Here is a 24,747-nt window from a genome sequence, read left to right on the forward strand (position 1 = left end):
GGCGCACGACGGCGACCACTCGCCGTCGTGCGCCACCTCCTTCCGCGCCGCTCGCCCCCCCTTGCTGGGGGTCACGTCCTGAGGGTCACGTCCTGCGGGTCACGTCCTGGGGGTCACGTGCCGAATTCCCCAGCTTTCGGGCAGCTCCGATCGCGACACTCCGGGAGAACCTCCCGACACGCCGTGACGTGAAGACCAAAGCTGGGGACGAACACCCACAGAAGGTGACCCCCAGGAGGTGACCCTCAGAGGGTTGCGGGGATTTCTCGCCCAGGGAAGAGGGTCGAGTACTGCTTCCGGTAGAGGCGGCGGCCCACGAGGCGGTACGCGACGCGGATCGGGGCCGGGACGTCCATGAAGAGCCCCTTCCGCTCCTCAGGCGGATTCGACGCCAGCACCATGCCGAGGTAGGCAAGCATCACCTTGGCGCTGAAGCTGCTGGTGCTGTGCTTGACCATGGCCGCCATCTCGTCCTCGGTGACGACCCGGTCCACGGCGGGCATGACCTCGGTGACTTCCCGGCGCAGGTGCACCTTCAGGAGGTCGCCCATGCTCGCATAGCGCTCGGCCAGACGGTCGCGCACGTCCGGATCCGCCGTCCGCACCCACTGCTCGCGCAGCGGCCCGATCTCCTCGAGCCGTTCGGCGACCTGCCGGTGCTGGGCGAGCATGAGCTCGACATGCATTGCGCAGCCGGGAGCTCGCTGGGCGAGCGCCGGGTACATGCTCTCGTCCTCGCCCTCGTGGTGAACGTGGAGCAGCTTGTCGAACGTGGCGAGAACCTCGCCGACGTACGCGGCGCGGGCGGTGTCCCCGGCCTCGGCGGAGCGCACGAGCCCGGGAGCCTCATCGTAGGCCCACAGGAACACGCGGTGGATGCGGCGCATGCCAGCCGTCCCGGCGCAGAGCGCGGGCCCGGGCGGCAGAGGAGCCGCGGTTTCCCCAGGGTGCATGGTGAAGAAGTCAGACATCGTTGAGCCCCAATCTGGCCCCCCAGGGAACTCCCCACGACGATCATAGGATCCGGCATCGGGCCCCACAATGCTGCGATCGAGCCCCCGCGCTCAGTCCGCGAAATCGCCGGCCTGCCGCCGGAAGTCGGCGAGGATGCGGATCAGCGACTCGACGTCGTCCCCCGTGAAGCCCGAGCGGCCGAACACCTCCGCGTTGAGCGCCGCGGTGGCCTTCTCCGCGAGGGCACGGCCCTCGGGCGTGAGTTCGATCAGCGTGGTCCGGCCGTCCGTGGGGTGCGGCGCCCTGCTCACGTAGCCGGCCTTCTCGAGCCGGTCGACGGCGTTCGTCACCGATGTGGGATGCACCTGGAGGAGCGCGCTGGCCTTGCTCATGGGCAGCGCCCCGGTCCGTGCGAAGCTCAGGAGCGCGAGCATCTCGTAGCGCGCGAAGGTCAGCCCGAGCGGCTTGAGCACGTCCTCGATGCGCGCAATGAGGATCTGCTGGGTCCGCATGATCGCCGTGATCGCGGCCATGGGCGCCGCGACGTCCCCCCACCCGTGCCGCTCCCAATTGCGCTGGGCGTCGGCTATGGGGTCGCGGGGAAGCGGGGCGCCCATGGTCCTCCTGACGTTCTGGCGATGCGGAGGCTAGTCTCGCAGATTCGGGAAGTCCGCCTCGGAATACTCCACGCCGTGCCCGCTGACGGGCACGGCGGCAGCGTGCCGCTCCTCCTCGCTGTGCCGCAGCTCCACCCGGCGGATCTTGCCGGAGATCGTCTTGGGAAGGTCCGCGAACTCGATCCGGCGGATGCGCTTGAAGGGAGCGAGCTGGCCGCGGCAGAACCGGAGGATCTCCTCGGCCACCTCGGGGCCGGGCTCGTAGCCTCCGGCGAGCACCACGAACGCCTTGGGGACGGAGAGCCGCACGGGATCGGGAGAAGGCACGACCGCGGCCTCCGCCACTGCGGGGTGCTCGATGAGGACGCTCTCGAGCTCGAATGGGGACAGCCGGTAGTCCGAGGACTTGAACACGTCGTCGCCGCGGCCCACATAGGTGATGACGCCGTCGGCGTCCCGGGAGGCCATATCCCCCGTGTGGTAGTAGCCGTCCCGGAACGCGTCGGCGGTCCTCTCGGGGTCGCCGAAGTAGCCCGACATGAGCCCTACCGGACGAGGGTCGAGGCGCAGGCACAGCTCGCCGTCGTCCGTCTCCTGGCCTGTCGCGGGGTCCACGAGCACGACGTCGTAGCCCGGCAGCGGCCGTCCCATCGCACCGGCGGTGACGGGCTGGCCGGGGGTGTTGGCAACCTGGACCGTCGTCTCGGTCTGCCCGAAGCCGTCCCGGATGGTCACTCCCCAGGCCTTCTCGACCTGGCCGATGACCTCGGCGTTGAGTGGCTCACCGGCCGAGACGACCTTCCGGGGCGGAGCCGAGAGCCGGGTGAGGTCGGACTGGATGAGCATGCGCCACACCGTCGGGGGGGCGCAGAAGCTCGTCACCCCCTCCCTCCCCATCTGCTCCATGAGGGCCGGGGCATCAAAGCGCTCGTAGTTGTAGATGAACACCGTGGCCTCGGCGATCCACGGGGCGAACACGTTGGACCACGCGTGCTTGGCCCAGCCGGGCGAGGCGACGTTCAGGTGCACGTCGCCGGGCTCGAGCCCGATCCAGTACATCGTCGAGAGGTGGCCCACGGGATAGGAGACGTGGGTGTGCTCCACGAGCTTGGCCCTGCTCGTGGTGCCGGACGTGAAGTACAGCAGGAGGGTGTCGTCCGCCTTGGTCGGCGCCTCCGGGCTGAAGGCGGCAGGAGCTGACGCGGAGTCCGCGTAGTCGAGGGCGTCCTGCGGGAGGTTCGCGGCCGCCGCCGTGCCCGCCTCCCCGCCGATGACGATGAGCCGGTAGGCACCGGGCACGTCGTCGAACTTGTGGGCGTTCCCCGCGCCGACGGCGACCCAGTGGGCTCCTCCCCGCTCCACCCTGTCCTCGAGGTCGCGCCGTCCCATGAGCGTGGTGGTAGGGATCATGACGACGCCGAGCTTGATGCCCGCGAGCATGAGCTCCCAGAGCTCCACCTGGTTCCCGAGCATGATAATCATGCGGTCGCCGCGCGCGACCCCCTGCGCCCGGAGCCAGTTCGCGACCTGGGAGGAGCGGGCCGAGAGCTCGGCGAACGTCCGGCGCGTGGAGCTGCCGTCCTGCTCGACGATCACGAGGGCCGGCTGGCTGCCGCGCGCGGGGTCCGTGGCGAGGGCGTCGAACCAGTCGAGCGCGAAGTTGAACTCGTCGAAGCGGGGCCAGGCGAACTCAGCGTGCGCTCGGCCGTAGTCCTCCCGGAGCGTGAGCAGCTGGTCGCGGGCCTGCCGGAAGTCGTCGGTGACTGTCATCGTCCGCCTTTTCGTCCTCGTGATCTGCGTCACGATGAAATATAGTTGGACTTCCTAGGGTTTGAACAGGGACACGCTCCCGCCAACGAACCGCCGACGACGAAGAGGTCACATGCTCCAGGCATCAGGCTTGCTCCGACCCGAGGCCGCGCAGCCGGGACCGCCGTTCCCGGACGCCGACCTCATGCACGTGCTCGACCTGCTCCCGGCGGACGAGCGCGCCCGGCTCGAGGAGATCCGCGCCGTCCTCCAGCGCGACGTCCGGCCCCTCACGCCGGCGTTCTGGAACCGCGAGGAGTTCCCGTTCGACCTCCTGCCCCGGCTGGCCGAGCTCGGCCTCGGGCGCCTGCAGACGGACGGATCCTCCCGGCTGTTCACGGGCCTCGCGTACTCCGAGGTGGCCCGTGCCGACGTCTCGCTGTCGGCGCTCGTCGGGATCCACAACGAACTGGTCGTGGGGATGATCAGCGAGCTCGGATCCGAGGAGCAGAGGGAACGCTGGCTGCCCGGCCTCGAGTCCTTCACCTCGCTCGGCGCGTTCGCCCTGACCGAGCCGGAGCACGGCTCGGACATCGCGGGCGGGCTCGCCACGTCGGCGACGCGCGACGGCGACGGCTGGGTCCTGCGCGGAGCCAAACGGTGGATCGGGGCCGGGACGATCGCCGACTTCGCCCTCGTCTGGGCCCGGGACACGGCCGACGGCGCGATCAAGGCCTTCATCGTCGAGACCGACCGGCCGGGATTCGCCGCCACGAAGATCGAGAACAAGATCGGGCTGCGCATCATGCAGAACGCGGACATCGTGCTCGACGAGGTGCGGATACCGGACTCGAACCTGCTCCCCGGGGCCACGGCGTTCTGCCAGGCAAACGACCTGCTGCGGGACTCCCGCGCGTGGGTCGGCTGGCAGGCCGCAGGCATCCAGCTCGCGGCGTTCGAAATCGCCCGGGCGTACGCCCTCGAGCGGTTCCAGTTCGGCAAGCCGCTCGCCGCGTTCCAGCTCGTCCAGCAGCAGCTGTCCGAGATCCTCGGCAACGCCCAGGCCTCGCTCTCGCTCATGGTGGGGATTGCGCGGATCCAGGAGGCCGGGCAGCTCGAGATGGTCCAGTCGGCGATGGCCAAGGCGACGACGACCCGGCTCGCCCGCTCCTCGGTGGCGCTGGGGCGCTCGGTGCTGGGCGGCAACGGGATCACGACCGACTACGAGATGGCCAAGCTCTTCGGCGATGCCGAGGTGCTGTACACCTACGAGGGGACGTACGAGATCAACTCCCTCATCGTCGCGCGGGCGGTTACGGGCAAGTCGGCGTTCGTCTGACCGGCACGTTCGGTTCTGAGGCGTCGGCCGCCAGCAGTCGCGTTGTCGGCGAGAAGTCCCATCAAGGACGACTTGCGGGCGGCAACGCGACTTCCCGCCCCCGCGTGGCCGCGCGCGAGAGGACCCCGGCGTTCCCGCAGGGCGAACTGCTCTGGCGCGCGGCGTCGTCGTACGTCTAGCGTGCACCTATGGAACGCACCGACCGCGACGCACCGCCACCCGGACTCCCCGCACTCGACGACGACGCTCCCCTGGACGAGGGCTACGACCAGGGCGACCACTACGGCCACAACCAGGACTTCACCGAGCTGCGCGACCCGCGGCGCTTCGCGGACACCCCTCCGGGCGAGCCCCTGCGGCCCATCGAGTCGACGCCCGAGGCGCCTCGGAAGCGCGTCCGGCCCCACCCGGGCGGCCTCGCCACGGGGGGCGCCGGCGGGATCCCCGACGACAAGGGCCACTCGCACACGGGCTTCGGGGACGTCGACCGCGACTGACGCCGCAGGGGCGACCTCGGCGTCACACGGGGTGATCTCGGCGGAGGTGCTCGCACCGGGCCGCGTGCGTGGACAACACTGGCACCATGAACGCCATCCACAACACCGACTTCATCCAGGTCTCGCACGCGGGCTCGCTCCCCCGCAGCCCTGAGCTCCTCGCCGCCAACGCCGCCCAGGCCGAGAACCCCGGCGACGCCTCGGCCTTCGAGGAACTCCTCGCCGGCTCCGTGAAGGACATCGTCGCGAAGCAGCGCGAGGCCGGGGTCACTCTCCCCAACGACGGCGAGTACGGCCACACCATGTCCAACTCAGTGGACTACGGCGCGTGGTGGAACTACTCGTTCAGCCGGCTCGGCGGCCTCACCCAGGGCGGCGTGGACCGCTGGCAGATGACGGAGCAGATCCGCTCCGAGCCCGGCCGCATCCGCCTCACTACCATGAAGGACCGCCGCGACCGCGTCCGCTTCGACGAGGCCTACAACGACCCGAACTCGTTCATCCTCACCGGCCGAAAGACCGTCCTGCAGCCCACCGTGACCGGCCCGATCACGTACACCGGCCAGGAAGCCGTCCAGCGCGACGTCGCCAACCTCAAGGCCGCGCTCGCGGCGAACGGCTACGAGACCGGCTTCCTCCCGGCCCTCTCCCCCGGCTCCGCGAGCCGGCTCCTGAACGAGTACTACACGGACGAGGAGGAACTCGTCTACGCGTGTGCCGACGCGATGCGCGAGGAGTACAAGGCCATCACCGACGCCGGCCTCATCGTCCAGATCGATGACCCCTCGATCGCCGAGAACTGGGACATGATCAACCCCGAGCCGAGCGTCGAGGACTACCTGAAGTTCACCCAGGTGCGCGTGGACGCGCTCAACCACGCGATCCGCGGCCTCCCGCAGGAGCAGATCCGCTTCCACCTGTGCTGGGGCTCGTGGCACGGCCCCCACACCACCGACATCCCGTTCAAGGACATCGCCCAGACGATGCTCTCGATTAACGCCGGCTCCTACTCCTTCGAGGCGGGCAACGTGCGCCACGAGCACGAGTGGAAGGTCTGGCGCCACCTCGACCTCCCCGAGGACAAGGTGATCGTGCCGGGCGTCGTCTCGCACGCCACCAATGTGGTCGAGCACCCCGAGCTCGTCGCGGACCGCATCGAGAACTTTGCCTCGATCGTGGGCCGCGAGCGCGTCATCGCCTCGACGGACTGCGGCCTCGGCGGCCGCGTCCACCCGCAGATCGCGTGGGCCAAGCTCGAGGCCCTCTCGGAGGGCGCCAAGCTCGCCACGCAGCGGCTCTGGGGCTGAGCGGTGGCGCACGACGCCGGCGGCTCGCCTGACGCGCACGAGGTCACCCTCCGCTTCCTTGCCGCGCCGACGGACAAGGGCCACTCGGGCTCCGTCGACGCCGGCACCGTGCTCGAGTGGGTGGACAAGGCGGCCTACGCCGCGGCGGTCGGCTGGGCGAAGACGTACTGCGTGACGGCCTACGTGGGCAACATCCACTTCGCGGACCCCGTGAACGTGGGCGACATGGTCGAGGTCACGGCCACTATCGTCTACACGGGCCGGACGTCGATGCACATCCGCACGGTCGTCTCCTCAGGCGACCCGAAGGGCGGTACTCCGACGATGCGCAGCCAGTGCCTGGTCATCTTCGTCGCCGTCGGCCCGGACGGTCGCCCCGTCGAGGTCCCGCGGTGGGGACCTCGCACGGAGGCCGAGCGCGAGGCGGAGGAGCACGCCGTCGCACGCATCGCGGTGCGGGACGAGATCGTCGCGTCGATGAAGCAGCAGGAGTACACGGACGCCGGCACGGCGGAGCGGGTGGTGCTGCGCTTCCTTGCCGCGCCGACCGACGTGAACTGGGGCGGCAAGGTGCACGGCGGCACCGTCATGAAGTGGATCGACGAGGCCGCGTACGTGTGTGCCTCGCGCTACTGCGGGCGCGACACGGTCGCGGTGTTCTCCGGCGGGGTGCGGTTCTACCGTCCGCTGCTCATCGGGGACGTCGTGGAGGTCGAGGCGAGGCTCGTGTACACGGGGACGAAGGGCATGCACGTCGCGGTCCACGTCCGCTCGGGCTCGCCGCGGGGCCACGAGCTGAACCTCACGACGTACTGCCTCACCGTCATGGTGGCCCGGGACGAGAGCGGCGCCGCCGTGCCCGTGCCGCCGTGGGAGCCGGTCTCGGACGAGGACCGGCGCCTGTGGGCGCACGCCCGCGAGCTGCTGACAATCCGCGGCAAGGCCCCCGGCGGACGCCTCCCGAACCACATGCTCGAGTCCTAGCGCCGTTGCGGGGTCCCGTCCCCGGGCTTGCGGGGTCCCGTCCCCGTCCCCGACGGGACGGGACCCCGCAACCGACGGGACGGGACCCCGCAACCGACGGGACGGGACCCCGCAACGGGGCCTTGCCGGGGCGGCCCCGCAGGGACTAACATGCAACCAAATGGTTGTAGATCAGAAGCCCCGGGACCTCACGGACGAGGAGATCGACAGGATCTTCGGCGCCCTCGCGGACTCGACCCGCCGGGACATCCTCCGGCAGTCGATGCTGCGGGAGCAGTCCGTCTCGGAGCTCGCGAAGAACTACGCCATGAGCTTCGCGGCGGTCCAGAAGCACGTCGCGGTGCTCGAACGGGCACTGCTCGTCACGAAGGAACGGCGCGGGAGGGAGCAGATCGTGCACTCCAACCCCGCGGCGCTCCGCAGGGCGGCCCGCCTCCTCGACGCCTACGAGGAGCTGTGGCGGGACCGCATCCGGCGCATCGAGGCGATCCTCGACGAGACGCCACCGCGCACAGGCCACGACCAGGGGACATGACCATGACCTTCGTCAGCAGCAGCAAGGACACCCACAACCTGACCTTCACCCTCGTCACCGAGTTCGACGCCGCCAAGGAGCGCGTGTGGGACGTGTGGGAGGACCCGCGCAAGCTCGAGCGCTGGTGGGGCCCTCCCGGCTGGCCGGCCACGTTCGGCCGCCACGAGTTCCACCCCGGGGGCCTCTGCCACTACTGGATGACCGGCCCCGACGGCGAGAAGGCCTACGGGTGGTGGCGGTTCCTCGCCATCAGCCCGCACGACCGGCTCGAGATCGAGGACGGCTTCGCCAACGAGGACGGCTCCCCGCTCGATCCCGAGGACAGCGCGACGTTCACGGTCACCTTCGAGGAGGCCGGCGCCGGGACGCGCATGACGACGGTCTCGGCCTTCCGCTCCCTCGAGCAGCTCGAGCGCATGGCCGAGATGGGCATGGAGGAGGGCATGAAGGAGGCCTCGGGCCAGATCGACGCGATCCTCGCCGAGGCGCAGGCCGTGCGCTGACGCGGCGGCACGCACGACGGCGCCGGGTCACCGAGGCGACCCGGCGCCGTCGTGCGGGCGTTCCCCGTTACACCGCGCGCCCTGCTACGCCCGGGGCTTGTCCGGGCGGCTCAGGACCACGAACGAGCGGCGGTGGCTGATGTAGTCGCTGGGCCAGGTCGCCAGGGCCCGGACCTTCTGCAGGCTGCCTGAGAGCAGGAAGACGTGCACGCCGAGCCAGGCGAGGAACGCGAGGGGGCCGGCGAGGACCTTGCGATCCGGCCCGGGCCCGACCTCGGCGACGGCGGCGCCGCGGCCCACCATGGCCATGTAGCCCTTGTCCGAGTAGTGGAACGGCTCACGCGGGCGGCCCTCGATGTCGGCGAGGATGTTCTTCGCGGCCCAGCCCCCGGCCTGCAGCGCGCAGGAGCCGAGCTGCGGGAGCTTGTTGCCCTTGTCGTCGGTCATGTTCGCGGCGTCGCCGAGGACGTACACGCCTTCGACCCCTGGCGCGGTGAGGTCCTCGTTGACGTCGATCCTCCCGCCTCGGCCCTGGGGCAGGCCCGAGCGCGCCACGACTGGCCCGGCCTTGAGGCCGCCCGCCCAGACGACCAGGTCGGCGGGGATCGCGGTGCCGTCGTTGAGCACCACCGTGTCCGGGGTGATCTCCTTGACGGGCACGCCGAGGTGCAGCTGGACGCCCATGCCGGACAGGCGCCGTCGGGCGTACTCCTTGGACTTGTCGGAGAACGGAGGGAGCACGTTCGGGACCATGTCCACGAGGTGCACGCGGCAGCGCGAGGCGAGCCGCTGGGAGAAGTAGTCCGGGAGGACGTACTTCACGGTCTCGGCCATGGCGCCCGCGGTCTCGACGCCGGTGGGGCCGCCGCCGATCACCACGAAATGCAGCTCCGAGCTGTCGTCGACCCGGTCGGCCTCCTCGAGGATGTTCGAGAACGAGCCGCCGAGGCCCACGGCGTCCTCGACGGAGTAGAGCGGATACGTCCCCTCCTCGGCGCCAGGGGTGTTGAAGAAGTTGGCCTCGGCGCCCGAGGCGAGCACCAGGAAGCGGCCCTCGTACGTCCTGCCGTCCGAGGTGGTCACGCGCTTCGCAGCCGGGTCGACACCGGTCACCTCCGCGAGCAGCACGCGCACGTTCGGCTGGCCCCGGAAGATGTCGCGCAGGGAGCGCGCGACCTCCGAGACGCCGAGCTGGACAGTCGCCACCTGGTACAGCAGCGGCTGGAACTGGTGGTAGGGGTTCTTGTCGATCAGGAGGACCCGCACGCCCTTGCGCCCAAGCTCACGCGCGGCTGCCACGCCCGCGAACCCTCCGCCGACCACGATGACTTCGTAGTTCTCGTCCACGGGGCGCACATTACCCGCTCGGAGGGGATCTGAACCGCTGCGGGCGGCCGGCGGGCGCCCCGTGGCGCCGCCCGTGGCATGTTGCCAATCGTTACTGCCTGGCCATGGCTGCCCCCATGCCCGCGTGCTACGTTCAACGCAGAGTAATGAGTGCCAGTGGAAAGCCCTGACTAGCTGGCCGGCAACCCTCCTTTCGGCGGGGTGCCTCAGGTGAGTACTCGGCGTTCGTTGATCGAGAGCAAAGCCCGAAGGAGCCCCATGTCCGAGACTGTGACAGAGCCGGCTGAGACCACACCGCTGAACGATCCCGCGGCTCCTTCCGGGCCCGCCGAGGAGAAGCTCGCCTACCGCCTCCTCACGGGCCCGGACACACGCGAGTTCTGCGCCCGCATCTCCCAGGCTCTCGCGGACGGGTACGTGCTGCACGGCAGCCCGGCCGCAACCTTCAACGGCTCCGAGGTGATCGTGGCGCAGGCCGTGATCCTCCCGCATGCCGTGGCGCGCGCGGACGCCGCCGTGGCCTCCGCCGTCGAGGGGCTCGAGTACGAGGGCGAGGGCCACGCGTGAGCTACGCGGGCGACATCGACCCGCTCGAGGCGTGGGAGAAGCTCAAGGACGGCGCCGTCCTCGTGGACGTCCGCACCGAGGAGGAGTGGGCCCACATCGGGATCCCCGACACCAAGGCCACCGAGAACGACCCGCTCTTCATCCCCTGGGTCTTCGCCGGAGGCATCCCCAACCCGGACTTCGTGATGGAGCTGACGCTCCAGGCCCCTGAGCCGGGCAGCACCGAGCTCGTGTTCCTGTGCCGTTCGGGCAACCGCTCCGTCGCCGCCGCGGAGGTGGCCGCCAACCTCGGCTTCACGGCCTACAACATCCTCGAAGGCTTCGAGGGACACCCCGGCCCCGACGGCCACCGCACCGTGAACGGGTGGAAGAACCGCGGGCTGCCGACCAATCTGGGACAGGACTAAGTACTTTCGTGACGTTTGACACCAACCACAATCTATCGGCCGGTTGGAGCGAAGACACCCAGGCCGTGCGCGGCGGGCTCCTCCGCACCAACTTCCAGGAGACCTCCGAGGCCGTGTTCCTGAACTCGGGCTTCGTCTACGACTCGGCGGAGGCCGCCGAGCGGGCCTTCACCGGCGAGGACGAGCGCTTCGTCTACTCGCGCTACGGGAACCCCTCTGTCGCCACCTTCCAGGAGCGTCTGCGCCTCCTCGAAGGCACCGAGGCGTGCTTCGCGACCGCCTCCGGAATGTCGGCGGTGTTCACGGCCCTGGGCGCCCTGCTCGGCGCGGGAGACCGCGTGGTGGCGGCCAGGAGCCTGTTCGGCTCGTGCTTCGTGATCCTCAACGAGATCCTTCCCCGCTGGGGCGTCGAGGCCGTGTTCGTGGACGGCCCCGACCTGGACCAGTGGCGCGAGGCCCTCTCGGTGCCCACCACGGCCGTGTTCTTCGAGTCGCCCTCGAACCCGATGCAGGAGATCGTGGACATCCAGACCGTGGCCGACCTCGCGCATGCAGCGGGGGCCAAGGTCGTCGTCGACAACGTCTTCGCGACGCCCCTGCTCCAGCGCAGCCTGGACTTCGGCGCCGACGTCATCGTGTACTCCGGGACGAAGCACATCGACGGACAGGGGCGCGTGCTCGGCGGCGCCGTCCTCGGCACGAAGGAGTTCATCGACGGCCCCGTCAGGCACCTCATGCGGCACACCGGGCCCGCCCTGTCCGCGTTCAACGCCTGGGTGCTCGCCAAGGGCCTCGAGACGATGGGGCTGCGGGTGCGGCATTCCTCCGCCAACGCCCTCGCGATCGCCGAATGGCTTGAGGCGCAGCCGGACATCAGCTGGGTCAAGTACCCGCACCTGCGCTCGCACCCGCAGTACGAGCTCGCCCGCAAGCAGATGAGCGCCGGCGGCACCGTGCTCACCTTTGAGCTCGCCGCCGCCGAGGGCCAGGGCAAGGAGGCCGCGTTCCGCTTCCTCAACGCGCTCAGCGTCATCGACATCTCCAACAACCTCGGGGACGCCAAGTCCCTCATCACCCACCCTGCCACGACGACGCACCGCGCCATGGGCCCCGAGGGCCGCGCCGGGATCGGGCTGAGCGACGGCGTCGTGCGGCTCTCGGTAGGGCTCGAGGACGTCGGGGACCTCATCGGGGACCTCGGGCAGGCCCTGCGCGCGGTCGCCCGCTGAGCGGCGCCGCGCGTCGTCGGGCGCGCCAGCTGCGGGCCGGGCTTGACAGAACGGCCGCTATGTTCCGAGTGGAACCACACGCGCCATGCATAGTAGGTTGCTTCAGGCGGTACCTGCCAGGGGGGTGGCAGACGCAAGAGGACAGCCCCCCGGGGCGGACGTGCGCGCTAGGCGCAGAAGGGACGGCCGCGTGGATTCGAGCGCGCTGAAGCGGACATGGTCGATGGCGGCCTCGCTCGGGGACGACGTTCCGCTGTACTTCTACTCGCACCTGTTCGCGACCCACCCTGAGGTCAGGGAGATGTTCCCCGTCGCGATGGGCGCGCAGCGGGACAAGCTCTTCGCAGCACTCGGGCACATCATCAGCCACGCCGACCGCCTCAATGAGGTGGAAGGGTTCATCGGCCAGCTCGGACGCGACCATCGCCGCTTCTCCGTGGCTCCCGAGCACTACTCGATGGTCGGGGCCTCGTTCCTCGCCACGCTCCAGAAGTTCCTCGGCCCCGAGTGGACGGACGAGGTGGCACGGAGCTGGTCCGAGGCCTACGGACTCATCGCCAAGGTCATGGTCGTGGCCGCCGAGGACTCCTCGGACGAGACCCCGCCGTGGTGGGAGGGCGAAGTCCTCTCCGTAGACCGGCGCAGCCTCGATGTCGCGGTGCTCGATGTCCGCATGCCGCAGGACTTCACGTTCAAGCCGGGCCAGGCCGTCGCCGTCGAGGTCCCCGCGCTGCCGCGGACCTGGCGGTACCTCAGCCCCGCCAACGCACCCCGCGCGGATGGGATCGTGCAGTTCCACGTCCAGCTCATCCCCGGCGGCCTGTTCAGCACGGCCGCTGTGCGCAGGACCAGCCCAGGAGACACGATCCGCGTCGGCATACCGATCGGCGACCAGCTCGCCGTCGACGGCCACCGTGACCTGCTCCTGATCGGCGGAGGAACGGGGCTCGCGCCCCTCTCCGCCGTCCTCGACAGCGTCGCCGCGCAGTGGCGCGACACAGGCTTCGGCCCGCGCGTGGACCTCTTCCACGGCGCCCGCGTCCCCTGGAACCTGTACGACCAGTCCAGGCTCGCGGACCTCGCGGCCCGAGAACCGTGGTTCTCATTCCACCCAGTGGTCTCGGACGACCCGACGTTCCCCGGACTGACCGGGTACGTCGGCAGTGCCGCAGCCGCACACGGCTCGTCGGTGGGGCGACTGGCCCTCGTGTGCGGTTCGACGCCGATGGTGCGCCACACCGTCAGCGAACTGGTCGCCGCGGGCGTGCCGCGCGACGACATCCGCTATGAGGACTACACCGGGGTCGAGGACAACTCGTCCCCCACCGGAGAAGACCAGCTAGAAGGGACCCGATGAGCACCTCCACCCACGGCGGCCGGATCAGCCCCTCCGACGTCCGCAACGCCACGTTCGAACAGGTCGGCCATGGCTACGAACCCGGAGCCGTGCACCACTTCCTGGCGGCCGTCGCCGACCAGATGGACGCCGACCGCGTCCAGCTCGAGGCACGCGGCGCCAACGCGCAGGACGAGATGGTGAAGATCATCAGCCAGGCGCAGGTGCTCGCGGAGAAGTTCGTCGCGGAGGCCGAGCAGTACTCGAAGGACCTCGTCGCGAGCGCCCGGACGCAGTACAGCGAGATCCTGCGCCGCGCCGAGAACGCCGCGGTGAGCCGCAGCGAGGGCCAGGCCGTCGCGACCACCCAGGCCGCCCCCGCCTACACCACGCCCATCGACGAGATCGAGTACGTGCGCACCTACACCAAGGTCGCCCAGGTCCAGCTGCGCGCCGTCATCGACGCGCTCGCGGAGCAGGTCGACAAGCTCGGCGACGTCCCCAAGTCGGGCCAGTAGCCTGCCCCCTCCCACCCCAGCCCGACGGGCCAAGCCAGCCACCCGCCGTCGTCCGTTCGTGAAGGAGTAGTGCCAATGCTGTCATCCACCTCAGTGCCGGTCATCGAGGCGACCCTCCCCGTTGTCGGGGAGAACATCACGACCATCGCCCAGCGCTTCTACGAGCACATGTTCGCGGCGCACCCCGAGCTGTTCGACGGCGTCTTCAACCGCGGCAACCAGGCGGACGGGCACCAGCAGCAGGCCCTCGCAGGCTCGATCGCCGCGTTCGCGACGATGCTCCTCAAGAACCCCGACTCGGTCCCCGAGCACCTCCTGTCCCGGATCAGCCACAAGCACGCCGCGCTGGCCATCGCCCCCGAGCAGTACCAGATCGTCCACGAGAACCTCTTCTGGGCCATCGCCGACGTGCTCGGCGAGGCGGTGACCCCCGAGGTCGCCGCCGCGTGGGACGAGGTCTACTGGATCATGGCCAACACGCTCATCAACCTCGAGCGCGGCCTGTACGCCGACTTCGGCGGCAAGCCGGAGAACATCTGGCGCACGTGGCGCGTCGTCGAGAAGCGGCACGAGACCGACGACGTGGTCTCGATCGTCGTCGAGCGCACCGACGAACGCGACGTGTACCCGTCCCAGCCGGGCCAGTACGTGACCCTGCAGATGCCCACCAAAGACGGCCTGCACCAGCCGCGCCAGTACAGCCTCACGCGGACCGACGACGGCCACCACCGCACCTTTGCCGTCAAGCGCGTCCACGACGCCGGCAAGCCCGAGGGCGAGGTCTCGACCCTCGTGCACGACTCGCTCAAGGTCGGGGACGAGGTCACACTCTCGGCGCCGTTCGGCGACGTGGTGCTGGCCGGTGGCGACGGCCCGCTCGTCTTCGCCAGCGCCGGGATCGGCGTCACCCCCTACGCGGGCATGCTCAACCACCTCGCCGCGCAGGGCTCCCAGCGCGAGGTCCTCTTCCTCCACGCCGGCACCTCCCCCGAGAGCTTCGTGCTCCGCGACCAGATCACCCAGGACCTCGCGAGCCTGCCCAACGCCACGCTGCACTCCTGGTTCGAGCAGCCCGGCGGCGAGCTGGGCCCGAACGAGCACCAGGGGTTCATGGACGTCACGGCCGTGGACCTCCCCCAGGACGCCACGTACTACCTCTGCGGCCCGCTCCCGTTCATGCAGGCGGTCCGCGAGCGCCTGCTCGGCCTCGGCGTCCCGGCGCGGAAGATCCAGTACGAGGTCTTCGGCCCGGACCTGTGGCAGGCCGACACCGAGGAGTAATCCCGCATGGCATCACGGCTGAGGCGCTTCGAGATCACTCTCGGGGCGCCTTGTCCGCCCTCGGAGGCGTGGGCGCGGGTGCTCGACCTGCGCGCCCACGACCGGCTCGTCCCGTTCACGCGCGTCACCGAGGGCATGGTGTCCGCGGCCGAGCTGCGGCCGGGCCACCGCTTCGTGGCCTGCACGATGATCGGGCGCTACGGCTTCGACGACGTCATGGTGGTCGAGTCGGTCGAGCCGCCGTCCGGCGCCCGGCCCGGGCACGCCCGCATCGTCAAGGGCGGGAAGTTGGTGCACGGCGCGATCGAGCTCACGGTCTCCGCGCACGACGGCGGCGCGACCGTCCGCTGGCAGCAGGACTTCGGCGTGGGCCGGTTGGGCGGGCCCCTGCTCGCCGCCGTGGCCTTCGGCGCGAGGCTGGGGTACCGCACGGTGCTGCAGCGCCTCCTGCGCGGCTGAGCCGGGACCGCAGTCCACCGCGCTTCGGTCCCCTCCTGCTCGCATTGGACGTCCGCACCGGCGTTTCCGGATCCGACACGCGGTGTGCGGGCGGTTTGCAGCCCTCGATGCGAGCAGGACGGGACGCTCGCGGAGACCCGAGGCGGTGAGGATGGCCAGCTCGCCGCGCGGCGGCAGAATGGGAAGGTGAATACGTCTCCCCGGGACCTGCGGCTGCCGCCCTCGCCCGGCGCGCCACGCGGAATCGTGATCCGCGGGGCCGAGATCGTCGAGCGATTCAGCCGCTCGAGCGGCCCCGGCGGCCAGGGTGTCAACACCACAGACAGCCGTGTCGAGCTGCTCTTCGATCCCGGTGCGAGCACCGCCTTCTCCCCCATCCAACGCGAGCGGATCCTCAGGGCGCTCGCCAACAGGCTCGTCGGAGGTCGCCTCCGCATCGTCGCCTCCGGGGAACGCTCGCAGCTGCGCAACAGGGAGGCAGCCCGGGACCGGCTGGCCGATCTGCTGGATGAGGCCCTCGCCCCTCCGGGACCACCGCGCCGCCCGACTCGCCCGACCCGCGGCTCCCAGAGCCGCCGGCTCGACGCCAAGCGGCGCCGCAGCGAGATCAAATCGGGCCGACGCTCTCCGCGCGCAGACTGACCCGCGAGAGAGCGTGCGCCAGTGTGCGCCCTCCCGTCCTTGAGACGTGATCGGGACGTGGCCCCTCAACCCCTCAGAAATCCGTCTGATCCAGAAGTGACTTGACGTGGGTCACTTCTCGTCAAATATCCTATAGGAAAGAGGTTTACCGAGTGCCTGGGCCGTCCCCGCGGCACCGCTGGCTCAACGACGAGGAGCATCCCCATGACACGACTCTGGAACGACCCGGCGTCCTTCGCGGACGACATGGTGGACGGCTTCGTCAGGGCCAGCGGCCGCTGGGTCCGCAAGGTCTCCGGCGGCGTGTCCCGGTCCACGCGCTCCTCCGCGGACGAGGTCGCCCTCGTGATCGGCGGAGGGTCCGGGCACTACCCCGCGTTCGGCGGGCTCGTGGGCCCGGGGCTTGCGCACGGCGCGGCGATGGGCAACCTGTTCGCCTCGCCGTCGGCCCACCAGGTCGAGTCGGTCATCCGCGCGAGCCATCAGGGACGCGGCGTCCTCCTGAGCTTCGGCAACTACGCCGGGGACGTCCTGCACTTCGGCGCCGCGCAGGAGGCCGTCCGCAGGGACGGGATCGACTGCCGCACGGTCCTCGTCACCGACGACATCTTCAGCGCCCAGCCGTCCGAGACGGAGAAGCGGCGCGGGATCGCCGGTGACCTCACCGTCTTCAAGACCGCCGGCGCCGCCGCGGCCGCCGGGTACGACCTCGACGGGGTGGAGCGCGTGGCCAGGCTCGCCAACGCCCGCACCCGGTCCATGGGCGTCGCCTTCACCGGCTGCACGCTGCCCGGCGCCGACGCCCCGCTCTTCACCGTCCCGGAGGGCAAGATGGCGGTGGGCCTCGGCATCCACGGCGAGCCCGGCATCGAGATCACGGACATCCCCAGCGCCGACGGGCTGGCGGAGCTCTTCGTGCAGCACCTCCTCGACGGCGCCGAGGTCCCGGACGGCGCCACCGTGGACGGCGGCCGCGTGGTCCCCATCCTCAACGGGCTCGGCTCGGTCAAGAATGAGGAGCTCTACGTCGTCTTCTCGCGGATCGCGGACCTGCTCGAGGATGCCGGCCTCACGCTCGTCGACCCCCAGGTGGGCGAGTTCTGCACGAGCTTCGACATGGCCGGCGCGTCCCTGACGCTCCTCTGGGTCGACGAGGAGCTCGAGCGCCTGTGGCTCGCACCCGCCGACACCCCCGCGTTCCGGACGGGGAGCATCGAGCGGGAGGCGCTCGTCGCCGTCGTGCCCCAGGAGGCGGGCGCGGACGACGCCGAGCGGCCGCTCCCCGAGGCGAGCGACGACTCGCGCCGGGCTGCTGCCCGCATCGCGGCGGCGCTCGAGGCGGCTCGGGACGCGATCGGCGCCGAGGCCGACGAGCTGGGGCGGATCGACGCCATCGCCGGCGACGGCGACCACGGGATCGGCATGAAGCGCGGCACCGTCGCCGCCGCTGCTGCGGCCTCGGGTCTCGTGGAGCGCGGCGCGGGCGCCGGAAGCCTCCTCGAGGGCGCCGGAGACGCCTGGTCGGACCGCGCCGGCGGGACGTCGGGCGCGATCTGGGGCCTGATCCTCACGACCCTCGCCGGGCACCTCGGCAACACCGAGGCCGTCTCGGCGCCGAAGGTCGCCTCGGGCATCGCCGCGGCGAAGGACGCCGTCATGGCGTACGGCAAGGCGAGCGTGGGCGACAAGACGCTCGTCGACGCGCTGGTGCCCTTCGCGGACACGCTCGCGTCCCGCGTCCAGGCCGGCGACGGACTGGCGCAGGCGTGGAAGGAGGCGGCGTCCGCTGCGTCCACGGCAGCCACGGCCACCGCGGACCTCATGCCCGTCATGGGTCGCGCGCGCTCGCACGGGACCAAGGCGCTCGGCGTCCCGGATCCCGGCGCGCTCTCGCTCGCCCTCATCGCCGGCCGCGTCCACGCAGTGCTCGCCGAGGACTGACCCGGGCCTCGGTCCAGAACGAAACCCCACAGAAGGAGACACACATGCCCGCATGGCGGATCGTGGTCGGCTCAGACGACGCCGGCTTCGACTACAAGGAGATCATCAAGCGCGACCTCGAGGGCAACGACGCGGTCGTCTCGGTCGCCGACGTCGGCGTGGACGCCGACGGCCACACGAACTACCCGACGATCGCCACGACGGCGGCCGAGATGGTCGCCCGCGGCGAGGCGGACCGCGCCATCCTCATCTGCGGCACCGGGCTCGGCGTCGCGGTCGCGGCCAACAAGGTCCGGGGCATCCGCGCCGTCACCGCGCACGACAGCTTCTCGGTGGAGCGCAGCGTCCTGTCGAACAACGCCCAGGTCCTGTGCATGGGCCAGCGCGTCGTCGGGATCGAGCAGGCCCGCCGCAACGTCCGGGAGTGGCTCACGTACGTGTTCGACGAGGCCAGCGCCTCCAACGACAAGGTGCAGGAGATCTGCGCGTACGAGGCGCAGTGACTCCTCCCGACGCGACAGCGACAGAGGCGACGGCTTCCATGGCCGGGCAGTACCTCATCGGCGTCAGCACGAAGATGTACTTCAGCCACGCGCAGACCGTCGCGTGGTGCCGTGACGTCGCCGCCCGGGCCCGCGCCCATGCAGCCGTGCGCTCCGAGAGCGCACGGCTGTTCGTCGTCCCGGGCTACCTCTCGATCCCGGCCGCGCTGGAGATCCTCGACGGCGTGGCGGACGTCGGTGCCCAGGACCTCGCCGTCGAGGACCGCGGCGCCTTCACCGGCGAGGTGAGCGGAGCCCAGATCGCCGAGCTGGGCTGCCGGCTCGTCGAGATCGGACACGCCGAGCGGCGCCGCCTGTTCGGGGAGGACGACGCGACGGTGCGTGCCAAGACGCTCGCTGCCCTCCGCAACGGCCTGGTCCCGCTCGTGTGCATCGGCGAGCCCGAGCGCGGGAGGCCCGAGGACGCCATCCGCGAATGCGTCCGGCAGCTCGAGGACGCCCTTTCCGAGGCGCGGGACCGAGGCCTGCGAGGCCCCGTCATCGCGGCCTACGAGCCGCACTGGGCGATCGGCGCGCCGGAGCCGGCGTCCTCCGAGCACATCGTCGCCGTGTGCTCGGCCCTGCGGGACCACGTCGGGGGGCTCGAGGCCTTCCCCCGGTCCAGGGTCATCTATGGTGGCAGTGCCGGGCCTGGACTCCTGACGGCGATCGGCGCCGCCGTCGACGGCCTGTTCTTGGGGCGGTTCGCCCACGACCCAGCCGCCATCGAGGCCATCCTCGACGAGGTCGCTGCCCTCACGTCATCCACCGGGGACGGCAAGGCTCCGGCTGGTACCATCGGGGGCGCAGGAGGAACCCATGTCTGAGACCGTCTACCCTCTCGCGGGCGCGGGTGCCCTCGAGCGCAAGGGCCTGCGCGACCGTGTCTACGACCTGATCCTCGACATGCTCATGACCGCGGACATCGCCCCGGGGGCCCGCCTCTCCATCGATGCCCTGGCGCGCGACCTCAGGGTTTCCCCCACGCCCGTCCGCGAGGCGCTGGTCCAGCTCGAGCGCACCGGGCTCGTGGTCCGTGAGGCCCTCAAGGGGTACCGGGTCGCTCCCCCACTGGCCGACGAGCAGCTCGAGTCGCTGTTCGATGCCCGGCTCGTCCTGGAGTGCGGCGCCGCCGAGCTCGCCGCCCGCGACGCGGCGAACCTCGTGCCCCTCCTCGAGCAGGCCCTCGCCGAGCACCGCGCGATCGGCGCCAAGGTCCGCGAGGCGGCCGACGAGCACGCGGGCACCTGGCCGGTGAGCCTCCTGCGCGAGTACTTCCTCATCGACTGGAACTTCCACCACCTGATCTTCGAGGGGACCCACAACCCCTTCCTCATTGACATGTCCTCCGCCATCTCGACGCGCGTCCACCGCTTGCGCCAGACCATGCACAGCGGCCTGAGCGACGCAGACGAGGCCGTGACCGAGCACGGCGCCATCCTCGAGGCCCTCCGCAGCGGCGGTCCGGAGGCGGCGTCTGCCGCGATGCGGGAGCACATCGAGAGGGTCCGCGTCCGCTCCCGGCGCGACGTCGCCGCCCCCTGAGCGGCGCTTCGCCGCGTCAGCCGCCTGACAGCACGCCACGAGGCCCCGGTCCGATCGGACCGGGGCCTCGTGCTGTGGCTGGGCCTGGCGTCAGTGGCCGACGGCCGGCGCCTCCTTGGCGAGGAGCTCGTCCGACTTCGCCACCTTGAAGAACTTGGTGGCGAACACCATGATCGCGGCGAGGAAGGCGAAGACTCCGAGGGAGACCACGCCCCAGACGCCCGAGTCGGTGGGCACGGCGGCGTTGATGCCGGTGCGCATGAGCGGGGCGACGAAGCCGCCGAGGTTGCCGAGCGAGTTGATCAGGCCGATGCCCGCTGCGGCGGCGGTGCCGGTGAGGAATGCCGTCGGGAAGGCCCAGGTGATGGGGCCGACCGAGAGGAAGCTCGCCACGGCGAGGGTGATGAACAGGATGCCCAGGAGCGGCAGGTTGTTCGCTCCCGCCCAGCCCGACCCGAGGATGAACACGCCCGTGCCGATGTACAGCATGGTGCCCCAGTTGCGACGGCGGACGATCGTGTGGGCTGCCCTGCCCAGGAAGTAGCAGGCGAAGAGCCCCACGAGCCACGGGATGGCCGAGACGAGGCCGACCTCCCAGCCGACCTTCTTGCCGAGCAGGCCTGCGACCTGCTGCGGGAGGTAGAAGGTGGTGCCGTAGACGGCGATCTGGAGGGCGAAGTAGATGACCGTGAAGTACCAGACCTTCCAGTTGGCCATCGCACGCCAGATGCCGTTCGGGCCGTCCTCGGTGCGGACCTTGTCCTCGAGCGCCATGACGTTCGAGAGCGCGGCCTTCTCCTCGTCGTTCAGGAACTTGGCCTGGGCGGGGCTGTTCGTGAGGAGGAACAACGCCGCGATGCCGGCGACGACCGCGAGCATGCCCTCGACGAAGAACATGACCTGCCAGCCGTGCCACGGCGTGAGGGTGTCGCCGAAGCTGATAAGGCCACCCGAGAGCGGGGCGCCGATCATCTGTGAGAACGGCTGCGCGAGGTAGAAGATCGCGAACATCTGGACGCGGACCTTGTTCGGGAACCACTCCGCGAGGAACATGATCACGCCGGGGAAGAGCCCGGCCTCGGTCACGCCGAGGAGGAACCTCAGGACGGTGAACATCGTGTCGTTCGTCGTGAAGGCGAACGCCGCGGCGACGACGCCCCACGTGATCGCGATGCGGGCCAGCCAGAATCTGGCGCCGAACTTCTTCAGGGCGAGGTTGCTCGGGATCTCGAACAGCGCGTAGCCGATGAAGAAGATGCCCGCGCCGAGGGCGAACGCGCCGTCGGACACGCCGCGGTCGGCGCGCAGCGCCGCCTCCGCGAAGCCGACGTTGGTGCGGTCGAGGAAGGCGACGAAGTACAGGATGACGAGCATCGGCATGAGATGCTTCGAGGCCTTGGCGATGGCCGATTTCAGGGCCGGGTTGGTGCCTACGGTGTCAGTCAAACGGGCGCTTGACGAAGACATGTCCACTCTCCTTCGAGGGGATGCCGGGGTTGGGTGCGTTTCGGTGGAGTGCTCGGTCAGCCGCCGAGCGCGGGCAGGATGCTGGCAAGCCCGAATCCGACGAGGATCAGGCCGATGGCGAGGAACAGGATCCTCGACTTCGTCCAGGGGCCGGTCTTCAGGCGCATGTCGGTGCTCCCTTCTCAGTGCATGTAGAGGCCGCCGTCGACGTTCAGGGTCTGGCCCGTCACGAAGCCTGCGTCCTCGCTGATGAGGTAGTTGATCGCTGCGGCGATGTCCCGCGGGCTGCCGATGCGCGGCAGCACGCCGTCGGCCGCCATCTTCTCCTTGCGCTCCTCGGTGAGGGTGCCGCCCATGATGTCGGTGTCGATGGGGCCGGGGGAGATGACGTTGACGGTGATCCCCTGCTGGCCCAGCTCGCGGGCGACGCTGCGGGAGAACCCGATGATGCCGGCCTTGGCGGCCGAGTACGGGGTCTTGCTGTACGTGCCGCCGCCGCGCTGGGCCGAGACGGACGAGAGGCTCACGACGCGGCCGACGCCGTGCTTGACCATGGACTCGACGGCCCGGCGGGTCGCGTAGTGGACGCCGTTGAGGTTGATGTCGAGGACGCGGTTCCACTCCTCGGCCGTGACCTCGAGGTACGGCACGGGCGAGGAGACGCCGGCCAGGTTCACGAGCGCGACGATCTGCGGGAGGGAGCCCTCGAGCTCGTCGAAGGCAGCGCGGACCTGGTCCTCGTCGGCGACGTTCGCGCCGGCGCCGGCTGCGGCCACGCCGTGCTCGAGGGCGATCTCCTCGGCGACACGCTTGGCTGCCTCGGCGTCGAGGTCGATGATGCCGATGCTCCAGCCGCGCTCGGCGAGGTAGTGCGCGGACGCGCGGCCGATGCCGCGGGGCGAGGCGGCGCCGGTCAGGATGACGGTGCGGGATGCGGGGAAGGCTGTCATGCTGCTCTCCAGGTCTGTGTCAGTTGTCGGTGTGGATCGGTGCAGGGCCGAGCTCGTCCATGAGCTTCTTCATGGCGACGTAGGCCCGGTTGCGGTAGGCGACGAGCTCCGGGATGCGCTCTGCCGGGACGTCCAGGTAGCCCTCGCCGGACTTCGTGCCGAACTTGCCGGCCTCGACCAGCTCCTTGAGGGACTCCGGCGTGGCGAAGCGCTCGGGCCAGCGGGTCTGGAGCGAGGCGTAGCAGAAGGAGTAGACATCCAGCCCCGCCATGTCCGCGATCGCGAAGGGACCGAACACGGGCAGCCGGAAGCCGAAGGTGGTCCGGACGATCGTGTCGATGTCCTCGGGGGTGGCGATGCCCTCCTCGACGATCTGGCTGGCCTCGTGGAACAGGGCGTACTGGAGCCGGTTGAGCACGAAGCCCGTGGCGTCCTTGACCCGCGCGCTCTCCTTGCCGGTGGCCGCCACGAGCCCCTCCACGAAGGGGATGAGGGACTCGTCCGTCCCGGGGTGCGGGATGAGCTCGACGCCGGGGATGAACGGCGCCGGGTTCGAGAAGTGGACCCCGAGGAAGCGCTCGGGACGCTCCACGGCCTCGGCGAGGGAGGCGATGAGGATCGTCGACGTGTTGGAGCCGATGATCGCGTCGGGGCGCGCCGCGGCGCTGATCCGGCGCAGCGTCTCGTGCTTGATCTCGAGCTTCTCGGGCACGGCCTCCTCGATGAAGTCGGCCTCGGCCACGGCCTCCTCGATCGAAGCGGCAGGCGAGAGGTTCGCCTCGAGGCGCTCGACGGCGTCCTGCGGGAAGAGCCCGTCCGCGACGAACTCGCGCGCCTCGTCCAGGAGACGGCCGTAGTTCTTGCGCGCGATCTCCTCGGAGACGTCGGCGATGCGGACCGTCGCGCCGGAGAGGGCGAGGACCTGGGCGATTCCGCCGCCCATGTAGCCCGAGCCGACGACGGCGACGGTGACGTTCTGGGAAGTCATGGCTAGCCCTTCGGGAGGAGAGTGCGGATGTACTTCTGGTTGGTGGCACACATGCCGAGGCTGTCGCCGCCGTAGTGCTCGGTCAGGATGATGCCGTCGAAGCCGAGCGCGATCGCGTCGCGGAAGACCTGCCGGTAGTTGATGAGGCCGGCCTCCATGGTCGAGGGGACGGAGGTGGCCCAGCTGCCGTCGGCGGCCTCGTCGCGCGTGTAGTTCTTCACGTGCCAGTAGTTCGCGTACGGGAGGGTCTTGTCGAACAGCTCCTGCCAGCTCTCGACCGGGCGGTGGAGGCGGATGAGGTTCGCGACGTCGGGGTTGAGCCCCACGTTGTCGAGCCCGACCTCCTCGATGAACCGCACCGCGCTGTCGGCCGTGCCGATGTACGTGTCCTCGTACATCTCGAGGGACATCCGCAGGCCAAGATCGGCGGCGTGCTTGCCGAGCTCGCGGATGCGCCCGACGGCGGTGTCCCACACCTCGCGGTCGTCCGGGTCCTTCGGGCCCTCGGCGGTCCAGAACCACAGGGCCTTGCGCTGGGCCTCGCTGAACGGCTGGTGGAGTCCGGTGGAGAAGACCTGCATGCCCCACTCGGCGGCGGCCTCGATGGTGCGGTGCGCGTACTCGAGGTTGCGCTCTTCGTGGCCGGGCATGATGACGCTCTGGCGCTGGAGGTGCACGGACGGGATGCCCACGCCGTGGGACGCGGCGATCGAGAGGAACTCGTCGCGGCGGGAAGGCTCGAGGTCCGCAGGGCGGATGTGGCTGTCTGCCAGCTCGGCGAGGTTGAAGCCCACCTCGGCGATCTGGGAGAACATGTCGTCCCAGGTCTCGGCAGGGGCGTCGTGCAGTGCGATGCCGTCGCGGTCCACGGTCCTGAATCCGTGGAGGCAGGTGGCGATCGGCCATGATTCGGCCGTGAAGGCGGGTTCCGTCGGCATGGTGCTCCGTTGCATCGGTTTCTTTCCCGAGCCGTCCTGTGGTGCGGCTCACGAAAAGATCCTATAGGAAATATGTCTGACGTCAACCGCGGACGCGGAAATTCT

26 protein-coding genes and 1 riboswitch are annotated in these 24,747 nt (G+C 70.3%); of the genes, 18 read left to right on the forward strand and 8 right to left on the reverse strand.

Annotated elements, in window-relative coordinates; all coding sequences use genetic code 11:
• Window positions 1-245: 245 nt before the first annotated feature.
• From ABD298_RS07810 to ABD298_RS07820, 3 genes are all read right to left on the reverse strand, one after another.
• Window positions 246-971 carry a hemerythrin domain-containing protein gene (locus ABD298_RS07810; protein ID WP_344299118.1) on the reverse strand — a complete coding sequence of 242 codons (726 nt, stop codon included), beginning with the start codon at window positions 969-971 and terminating at the stop codon, window positions 246-248.
• 93 nt (window positions 972-1,064) lie between these two features.
• A complete protein-coding gene (locus ABD298_RS07815) occupies window positions 1,065-1,571 on the reverse strand; it encodes a MarR family winged helix-turn-helix transcriptional regulator (RefSeq protein ID WP_208710411.1) in 507 nt (168 codons plus the stop codon).
• A gap of 30 nt (window positions 1,572-1,601) precedes the next feature.
• Window positions 1,602-3,341, reverse strand: a complete 1,740-nt coding sequence (locus ABD298_RS07820) for an AMP-binding protein (protein WP_344299119.1) — start codon at window positions 3,339-3,341, stop codon at window positions 1,602-1,604.
• A 112-nt stretch (window positions 3,342-3,453) separates the two neighbouring features.
• On the opposite strand from ABD298_RS07820, the gene ABD298_RS07825 reads away from it, so the two are divergent.
• The 6 genes from ABD298_RS07825 (at window position 3,454) to ABD298_RS07850 (ending at window position 8,485) form a co-directional block, all read left to right on the forward strand.
• Window positions 3,454-4,659 carry an acyl-CoA dehydrogenase family protein gene (locus ABD298_RS07825; RefSeq protein ID WP_344299120.1) on the forward strand — a complete coding sequence of 402 codons (1,206 nt, stop codon included), beginning with the start codon at window positions 3,454-3,456 and terminating at the stop codon, window positions 4,657-4,659.
• Window positions 4,660-4,847: 188 nt separating this feature from the next.
• Window positions 4,848-5,156, forward strand: coding sequence for a hypothetical protein (locus tag ABD298_RS07830; RefSeq protein ID WP_344299121.1), 309 nt, complete (start codon window positions 4,848-4,850; stop codon window positions 5,154-5,156).
• Between the two features lie 86 nt (window positions 5,157-5,242).
• Complete coding sequence (locus ABD298_RS07835) at window positions 5,243-6,463, forward strand: cobalamin-independent methionine synthase II family protein (RefSeq protein ID WP_344299123.1); 1,221 nt, start codon at window positions 5,243-5,245, stop codon at window positions 6,461-6,463.
• A 3-nt stretch (window positions 6,464-6,466) separates the two neighbouring features.
• Window positions 6,467-7,447, forward strand: a complete 981-nt coding sequence (locus ABD298_RS07840) for an acyl-CoA thioesterase (protein ID WP_344299124.1) — start codon at window positions 6,467-6,469, stop codon at window positions 7,445-7,447.
• Window positions 7,448-7,607: 160 nt separating this feature from the next.
• Entirely contained in the window at window positions 7,608-7,982 is a 375-nt protein-coding gene (locus tag ABD298_RS07845) for an ArsR/SmtB family transcription factor (protein WP_208710417.1), read from the forward strand.
• A 2-nt stretch (window positions 7,983-7,984) separates the two neighbouring features.
• Window positions 7,985-8,485: an SRPBCC family protein gene (locus ABD298_RS07850; RefSeq protein ID WP_344299125.1), complete on the forward strand. Its 501-nt coding sequence runs from the start codon at window positions 7,985-7,987 to the stop codon at window positions 8,483-8,485.
• An 84-nt stretch (window positions 8,486-8,569) separates the two neighbouring features.
• Here the strand turns inward: ABD298_RS07850 and ABD298_RS07855 are convergent, their stop codons facing one another.
• Window positions 8,570-9,832: an NAD(P)/FAD-dependent oxidoreductase gene (locus tag ABD298_RS07855; RefSeq protein WP_344299126.1), complete on the reverse strand. Its 1,263-nt coding sequence runs from the start codon at window positions 9,830-9,832 to the stop codon at window positions 8,570-8,572.
• 142 nt (window positions 9,833-9,974) lie between these two features.
• Window positions 9,975-10,083: riboswitch (SAM riboswitch) on the forward strand.
• Window positions 10,084-10,129: 46 nt separating this feature from the next.
• Here ABD298_RS07855 and ABD298_RS07860 point away from each other — a divergent pair.
• From ABD298_RS07860 to ABD298_RS07915, 12 genes are all read left to right on the forward strand, one after another.
• The gene (locus tag ABD298_RS07860; protein ID WP_425564356.1) at window positions 10,130-10,399 is read left to right on the forward strand and encodes a DUF1737 domain-containing protein; all 270 of its coding nucleotides are present in this window, start codon (window positions 10,130-10,132) and stop codon (window positions 10,397-10,399) included.
• Entirely contained in the window at window positions 10,396-10,806 is a 411-nt protein-coding gene (locus ABD298_RS07865) for a rhodanese-like domain-containing protein (RefSeq protein WP_208710421.1), read from the forward strand. Before ABD298_RS07860 ends, ABD298_RS07865 begins: the two co-directional genes overlap by 4 nt.
• Before the next feature lie 8 nt (window positions 10,807-10,814).
• Window positions 10,815-12,035 (forward strand): O-succinylhomoserine sulfhydrylase, encoded by a 1,221-nt coding sequence (locus tag ABD298_RS07870; protein ID WP_344299128.1) that lies wholly within the window; start codon window positions 10,815-10,817, stop codon window positions 12,033-12,035.
• A gap of 190 nt (window positions 12,036-12,225) precedes the next feature.
• Window positions 12,226-13,392 (forward strand): globin domain-containing protein, encoded by a 1,167-nt coding sequence (locus ABD298_RS07875; RefSeq protein ID WP_344299129.1) that lies wholly within the window; start codon window positions 12,226-12,228, stop codon window positions 13,390-13,392.
• The gene (locus ABD298_RS07880; protein WP_344299130.1) at window positions 13,389-13,889 is read left to right on the forward strand and encodes a DivIVA domain-containing protein; all 501 of its coding nucleotides are present in this window, start codon (window positions 13,389-13,391) and stop codon (window positions 13,887-13,889) included. The genes ABD298_RS07875 and ABD298_RS07880 overlap by 4 nt, the downstream gene beginning before the upstream one ends.
• A 75-nt stretch (window positions 13,890-13,964) precedes the next feature.
• Window positions 13,965-15,170 (forward strand): globin domain-containing protein, encoded by a 1,206-nt coding sequence (locus ABD298_RS07885; protein ID WP_344299131.1) that lies wholly within the window; start codon window positions 13,965-13,967, stop codon window positions 15,168-15,170.
• 6 nt (window positions 15,171-15,176) lie between these two features.
• Window positions 15,177-15,629, forward strand: coding sequence for an SRPBCC family protein (locus ABD298_RS07890; RefSeq protein ID WP_344299132.1), 453 nt, complete (start codon window positions 15,177-15,179; stop codon window positions 15,627-15,629).
• Between the two features lie 186 nt (window positions 15,630-15,815).
• On the forward strand, window positions 15,816-16,271 hold the full coding sequence (gene arfB / locus ABD298_RS07895) for an alternative ribosome rescue aminoacyl-tRNA hydrolase ArfB (protein ID WP_344299133.1): 456 nt from the start codon (window positions 15,816-15,818) through the stop codon (window positions 16,269-16,271).
• Window positions 16,272-16,475: 204 nt separating this feature from the next.
• On the forward strand, window positions 16,476-18,212 hold the full coding sequence (locus tag ABD298_RS07900; RefSeq protein WP_344299134.1) for a dihydroxyacetone kinase family protein: 1,737 nt from the start codon (window positions 16,476-16,478) through the stop codon (window positions 18,210-18,212).
• Window positions 18,213-18,256: 44 nt separating this feature from the next.
• The gene (locus tag ABD298_RS07905; protein ID WP_344299135.1) at window positions 18,257-18,715 is read left to right on the forward strand and encodes a ribose-5-phosphate isomerase; all 459 of its coding nucleotides are present in this window, start codon (window positions 18,257-18,259) and stop codon (window positions 18,713-18,715) included.
• A 38-nt stretch (window positions 18,716-18,753) separates the two neighbouring features.
• Complete coding sequence (locus ABD298_RS07910; RefSeq protein ID WP_344299136.1) at window positions 18,754-19,581, forward strand: triose-phosphate isomerase family protein; 828 nt, start codon at window positions 18,754-18,756, stop codon at window positions 19,579-19,581.
• Entirely contained in the window at window positions 19,574-20,299 is a 726-nt protein-coding gene (locus tag ABD298_RS07915; protein WP_344299137.1) for a GntR family transcriptional regulator, read from the forward strand. The genes ABD298_RS07910 and ABD298_RS07915 overlap by 8 nt, the downstream gene beginning before the upstream one ends.
• Window positions 20,300-20,389: 90 nt before the next feature.
• On the opposite strand, the gene ABD298_RS07920 is transcribed toward ABD298_RS07915, so the two are convergent.
• From ABD298_RS07920 to ABD298_RS07935, 4 genes are all read right to left on the reverse strand, one after another.
• Window positions 20,390-21,766, reverse strand: a complete 1,377-nt coding sequence (locus ABD298_RS07920; RefSeq protein ID WP_344299139.1) for an MFS transporter — start codon at window positions 21,764-21,766, stop codon at window positions 20,390-20,392.
• Between the two features lie 182 nt (window positions 21,767-21,948).
• Entirely contained in the window at window positions 21,949-22,716 is a 768-nt protein-coding gene (locus ABD298_RS07925; RefSeq protein ID WP_344299140.1) for an SDR family NAD(P)-dependent oxidoreductase, read from the reverse strand.
• Between the two features lie 19 nt (window positions 22,717-22,735).
• Window positions 22,736-23,704 carry a 3-hydroxyacyl-CoA dehydrogenase family protein gene (locus ABD298_RS07930; RefSeq protein WP_344299141.1) on the reverse strand — a complete coding sequence of 323 codons (969 nt, stop codon included), beginning with the start codon at window positions 23,702-23,704 and terminating at the stop codon, window positions 22,736-22,738.
• 2 nt (window positions 23,705-23,706) lie between these two features.
• Complete coding sequence (locus ABD298_RS07935) at window positions 23,707-24,642, reverse strand: sugar phosphate isomerase/epimerase family protein (protein ID WP_344299142.1); 936 nt, start codon at window positions 24,640-24,642, stop codon at window positions 23,707-23,709.
• Window positions 24,643-24,747: the final 105 nt, after the last annotated feature.

It is taken from the genome of Sinomonas flava (assembly GCF_039531875.1).
GTDB classification, from domain to species: Bacteria; Actinomycetota; Actinomycetes; order Actinomycetales; family Micrococcaceae; genus Sinomonas; species Sinomonas flava.

Excerpts from the sequence above, each read along its gene's own strand:
- ABD298_RS07810 (WP_344299118.1), bottom strand. The coding sequence starts at position 971 with ATGTCTGACTTCTTCACCATGCACCCTGGGGAAACCGCGGCTCCTCTG.
- ABD298_RS07815 (WP_208710411.1), bottom strand. The coding sequence starts at position 1,571 with ATGGGCGCCCCGCTTCCCCGCGACCCCATAGCCGACGCCCAGCGCAAT.
- ABD298_RS07820 (WP_344299119.1), bottom strand. The coding sequence starts at position 3,341 with ATGACAGTCACCGACGACTTCCGGCAGGCCCGCGACCAGCTGCTCACG.
- ABD298_RS07825 (WP_344299120.1), top strand. The coding sequence starts at position 3,454 with ATGCTCCAGGCATCAGGCTTGCTCCGACCCGAGGCCGCGCAGCCGGGA.
- ABD298_RS07830 (WP_344299121.1), top strand. The coding sequence starts at position 4,848 with ATGGAACGCACCGACCGCGACGCACCGCCACCCGGACTCCCCGCACTC.
- ABD298_RS07835 (WP_344299123.1), top strand. The coding sequence starts at position 5,243 with ATGAACGCCATCCACAACACCGACTTCATCCAGGTCTCGCACGCGGGC.
- ABD298_RS07845 (WP_208710417.1), top strand. The coding sequence starts at position 7,608 with ATGGTTGTAGATCAGAAGCCCCGGGACCTCACGGACGAGGAGATCGAC.
- ABD298_RS07850 (WP_344299125.1), top strand. The coding sequence starts at position 7,985 with ATGACCTTCGTCAGCAGCAGCAAGGACACCCACAACCTGACCTTCACC.
- ABD298_RS07880 (WP_344299130.1), top strand. The coding sequence starts at position 13,389 with ATGAGCACCTCCACCCACGGCGGCCGGATCAGCCCCTCCGACGTCCGC.
- ABD298_RS07885 (WP_344299131.1), top strand. The coding sequence starts at position 13,965 with ATGCTGTCATCCACCTCAGTGCCGGTCATCGAGGCGACCCTCCCCGTT.
- ABD298_RS07890 (WP_344299132.1), top strand. The coding sequence starts at position 15,177 with ATGGCATCACGGCTGAGGCGCTTCGAGATCACTCTCGGGGCGCCTTGT.
- ABD298_RS07900 (WP_344299134.1), top strand. The coding sequence starts at position 16,476 with ATGACACGACTCTGGAACGACCCGGCGTCCTTCGCGGACGACATGGTG.
- ABD298_RS07905 (WP_344299135.1), top strand. The coding sequence starts at position 18,257 with ATGCCCGCATGGCGGATCGTGGTCGGCTCAGACGACGCCGGCTTCGAC.
- ABD298_RS07910 (WP_344299136.1), top strand. The coding sequence starts at position 18,754 with ATGGCCGGGCAGTACCTCATCGGCGTCAGCACGAAGATGTACTTCAGC.
- ABD298_RS07915 (WP_344299137.1), top strand. The coding sequence starts at position 19,574 with ATGTCTGAGACCGTCTACCCTCTCGCGGGCGCGGGTGCCCTCGAGCGC.
- ABD298_RS07920 (WP_344299139.1), bottom strand. The coding sequence starts at position 21,766 with ATGTCTTCGTCAAGCGCCCGTTTGACTGACACCGTAGGCACCAACCCG.
- ABD298_RS07925 (WP_344299140.1), bottom strand. The coding sequence starts at position 22,716 with ATGACAGCCTTCCCCGCATCCCGCACCGTCATCCTGACCGGCGCCGCC.
- ABD298_RS07930 (WP_344299141.1), bottom strand. The coding sequence starts at position 23,704 with ATGACTTCCCAGAACGTCACCGTCGCCGTCGTCGGCTCGGGCTACATG.
- ABD298_RS07935 (WP_344299142.1), bottom strand. The coding sequence starts at position 24,642 with ATGCCGACGGAACCCGCCTTCACGGCCGAATCATGGCCGATCGCCACC.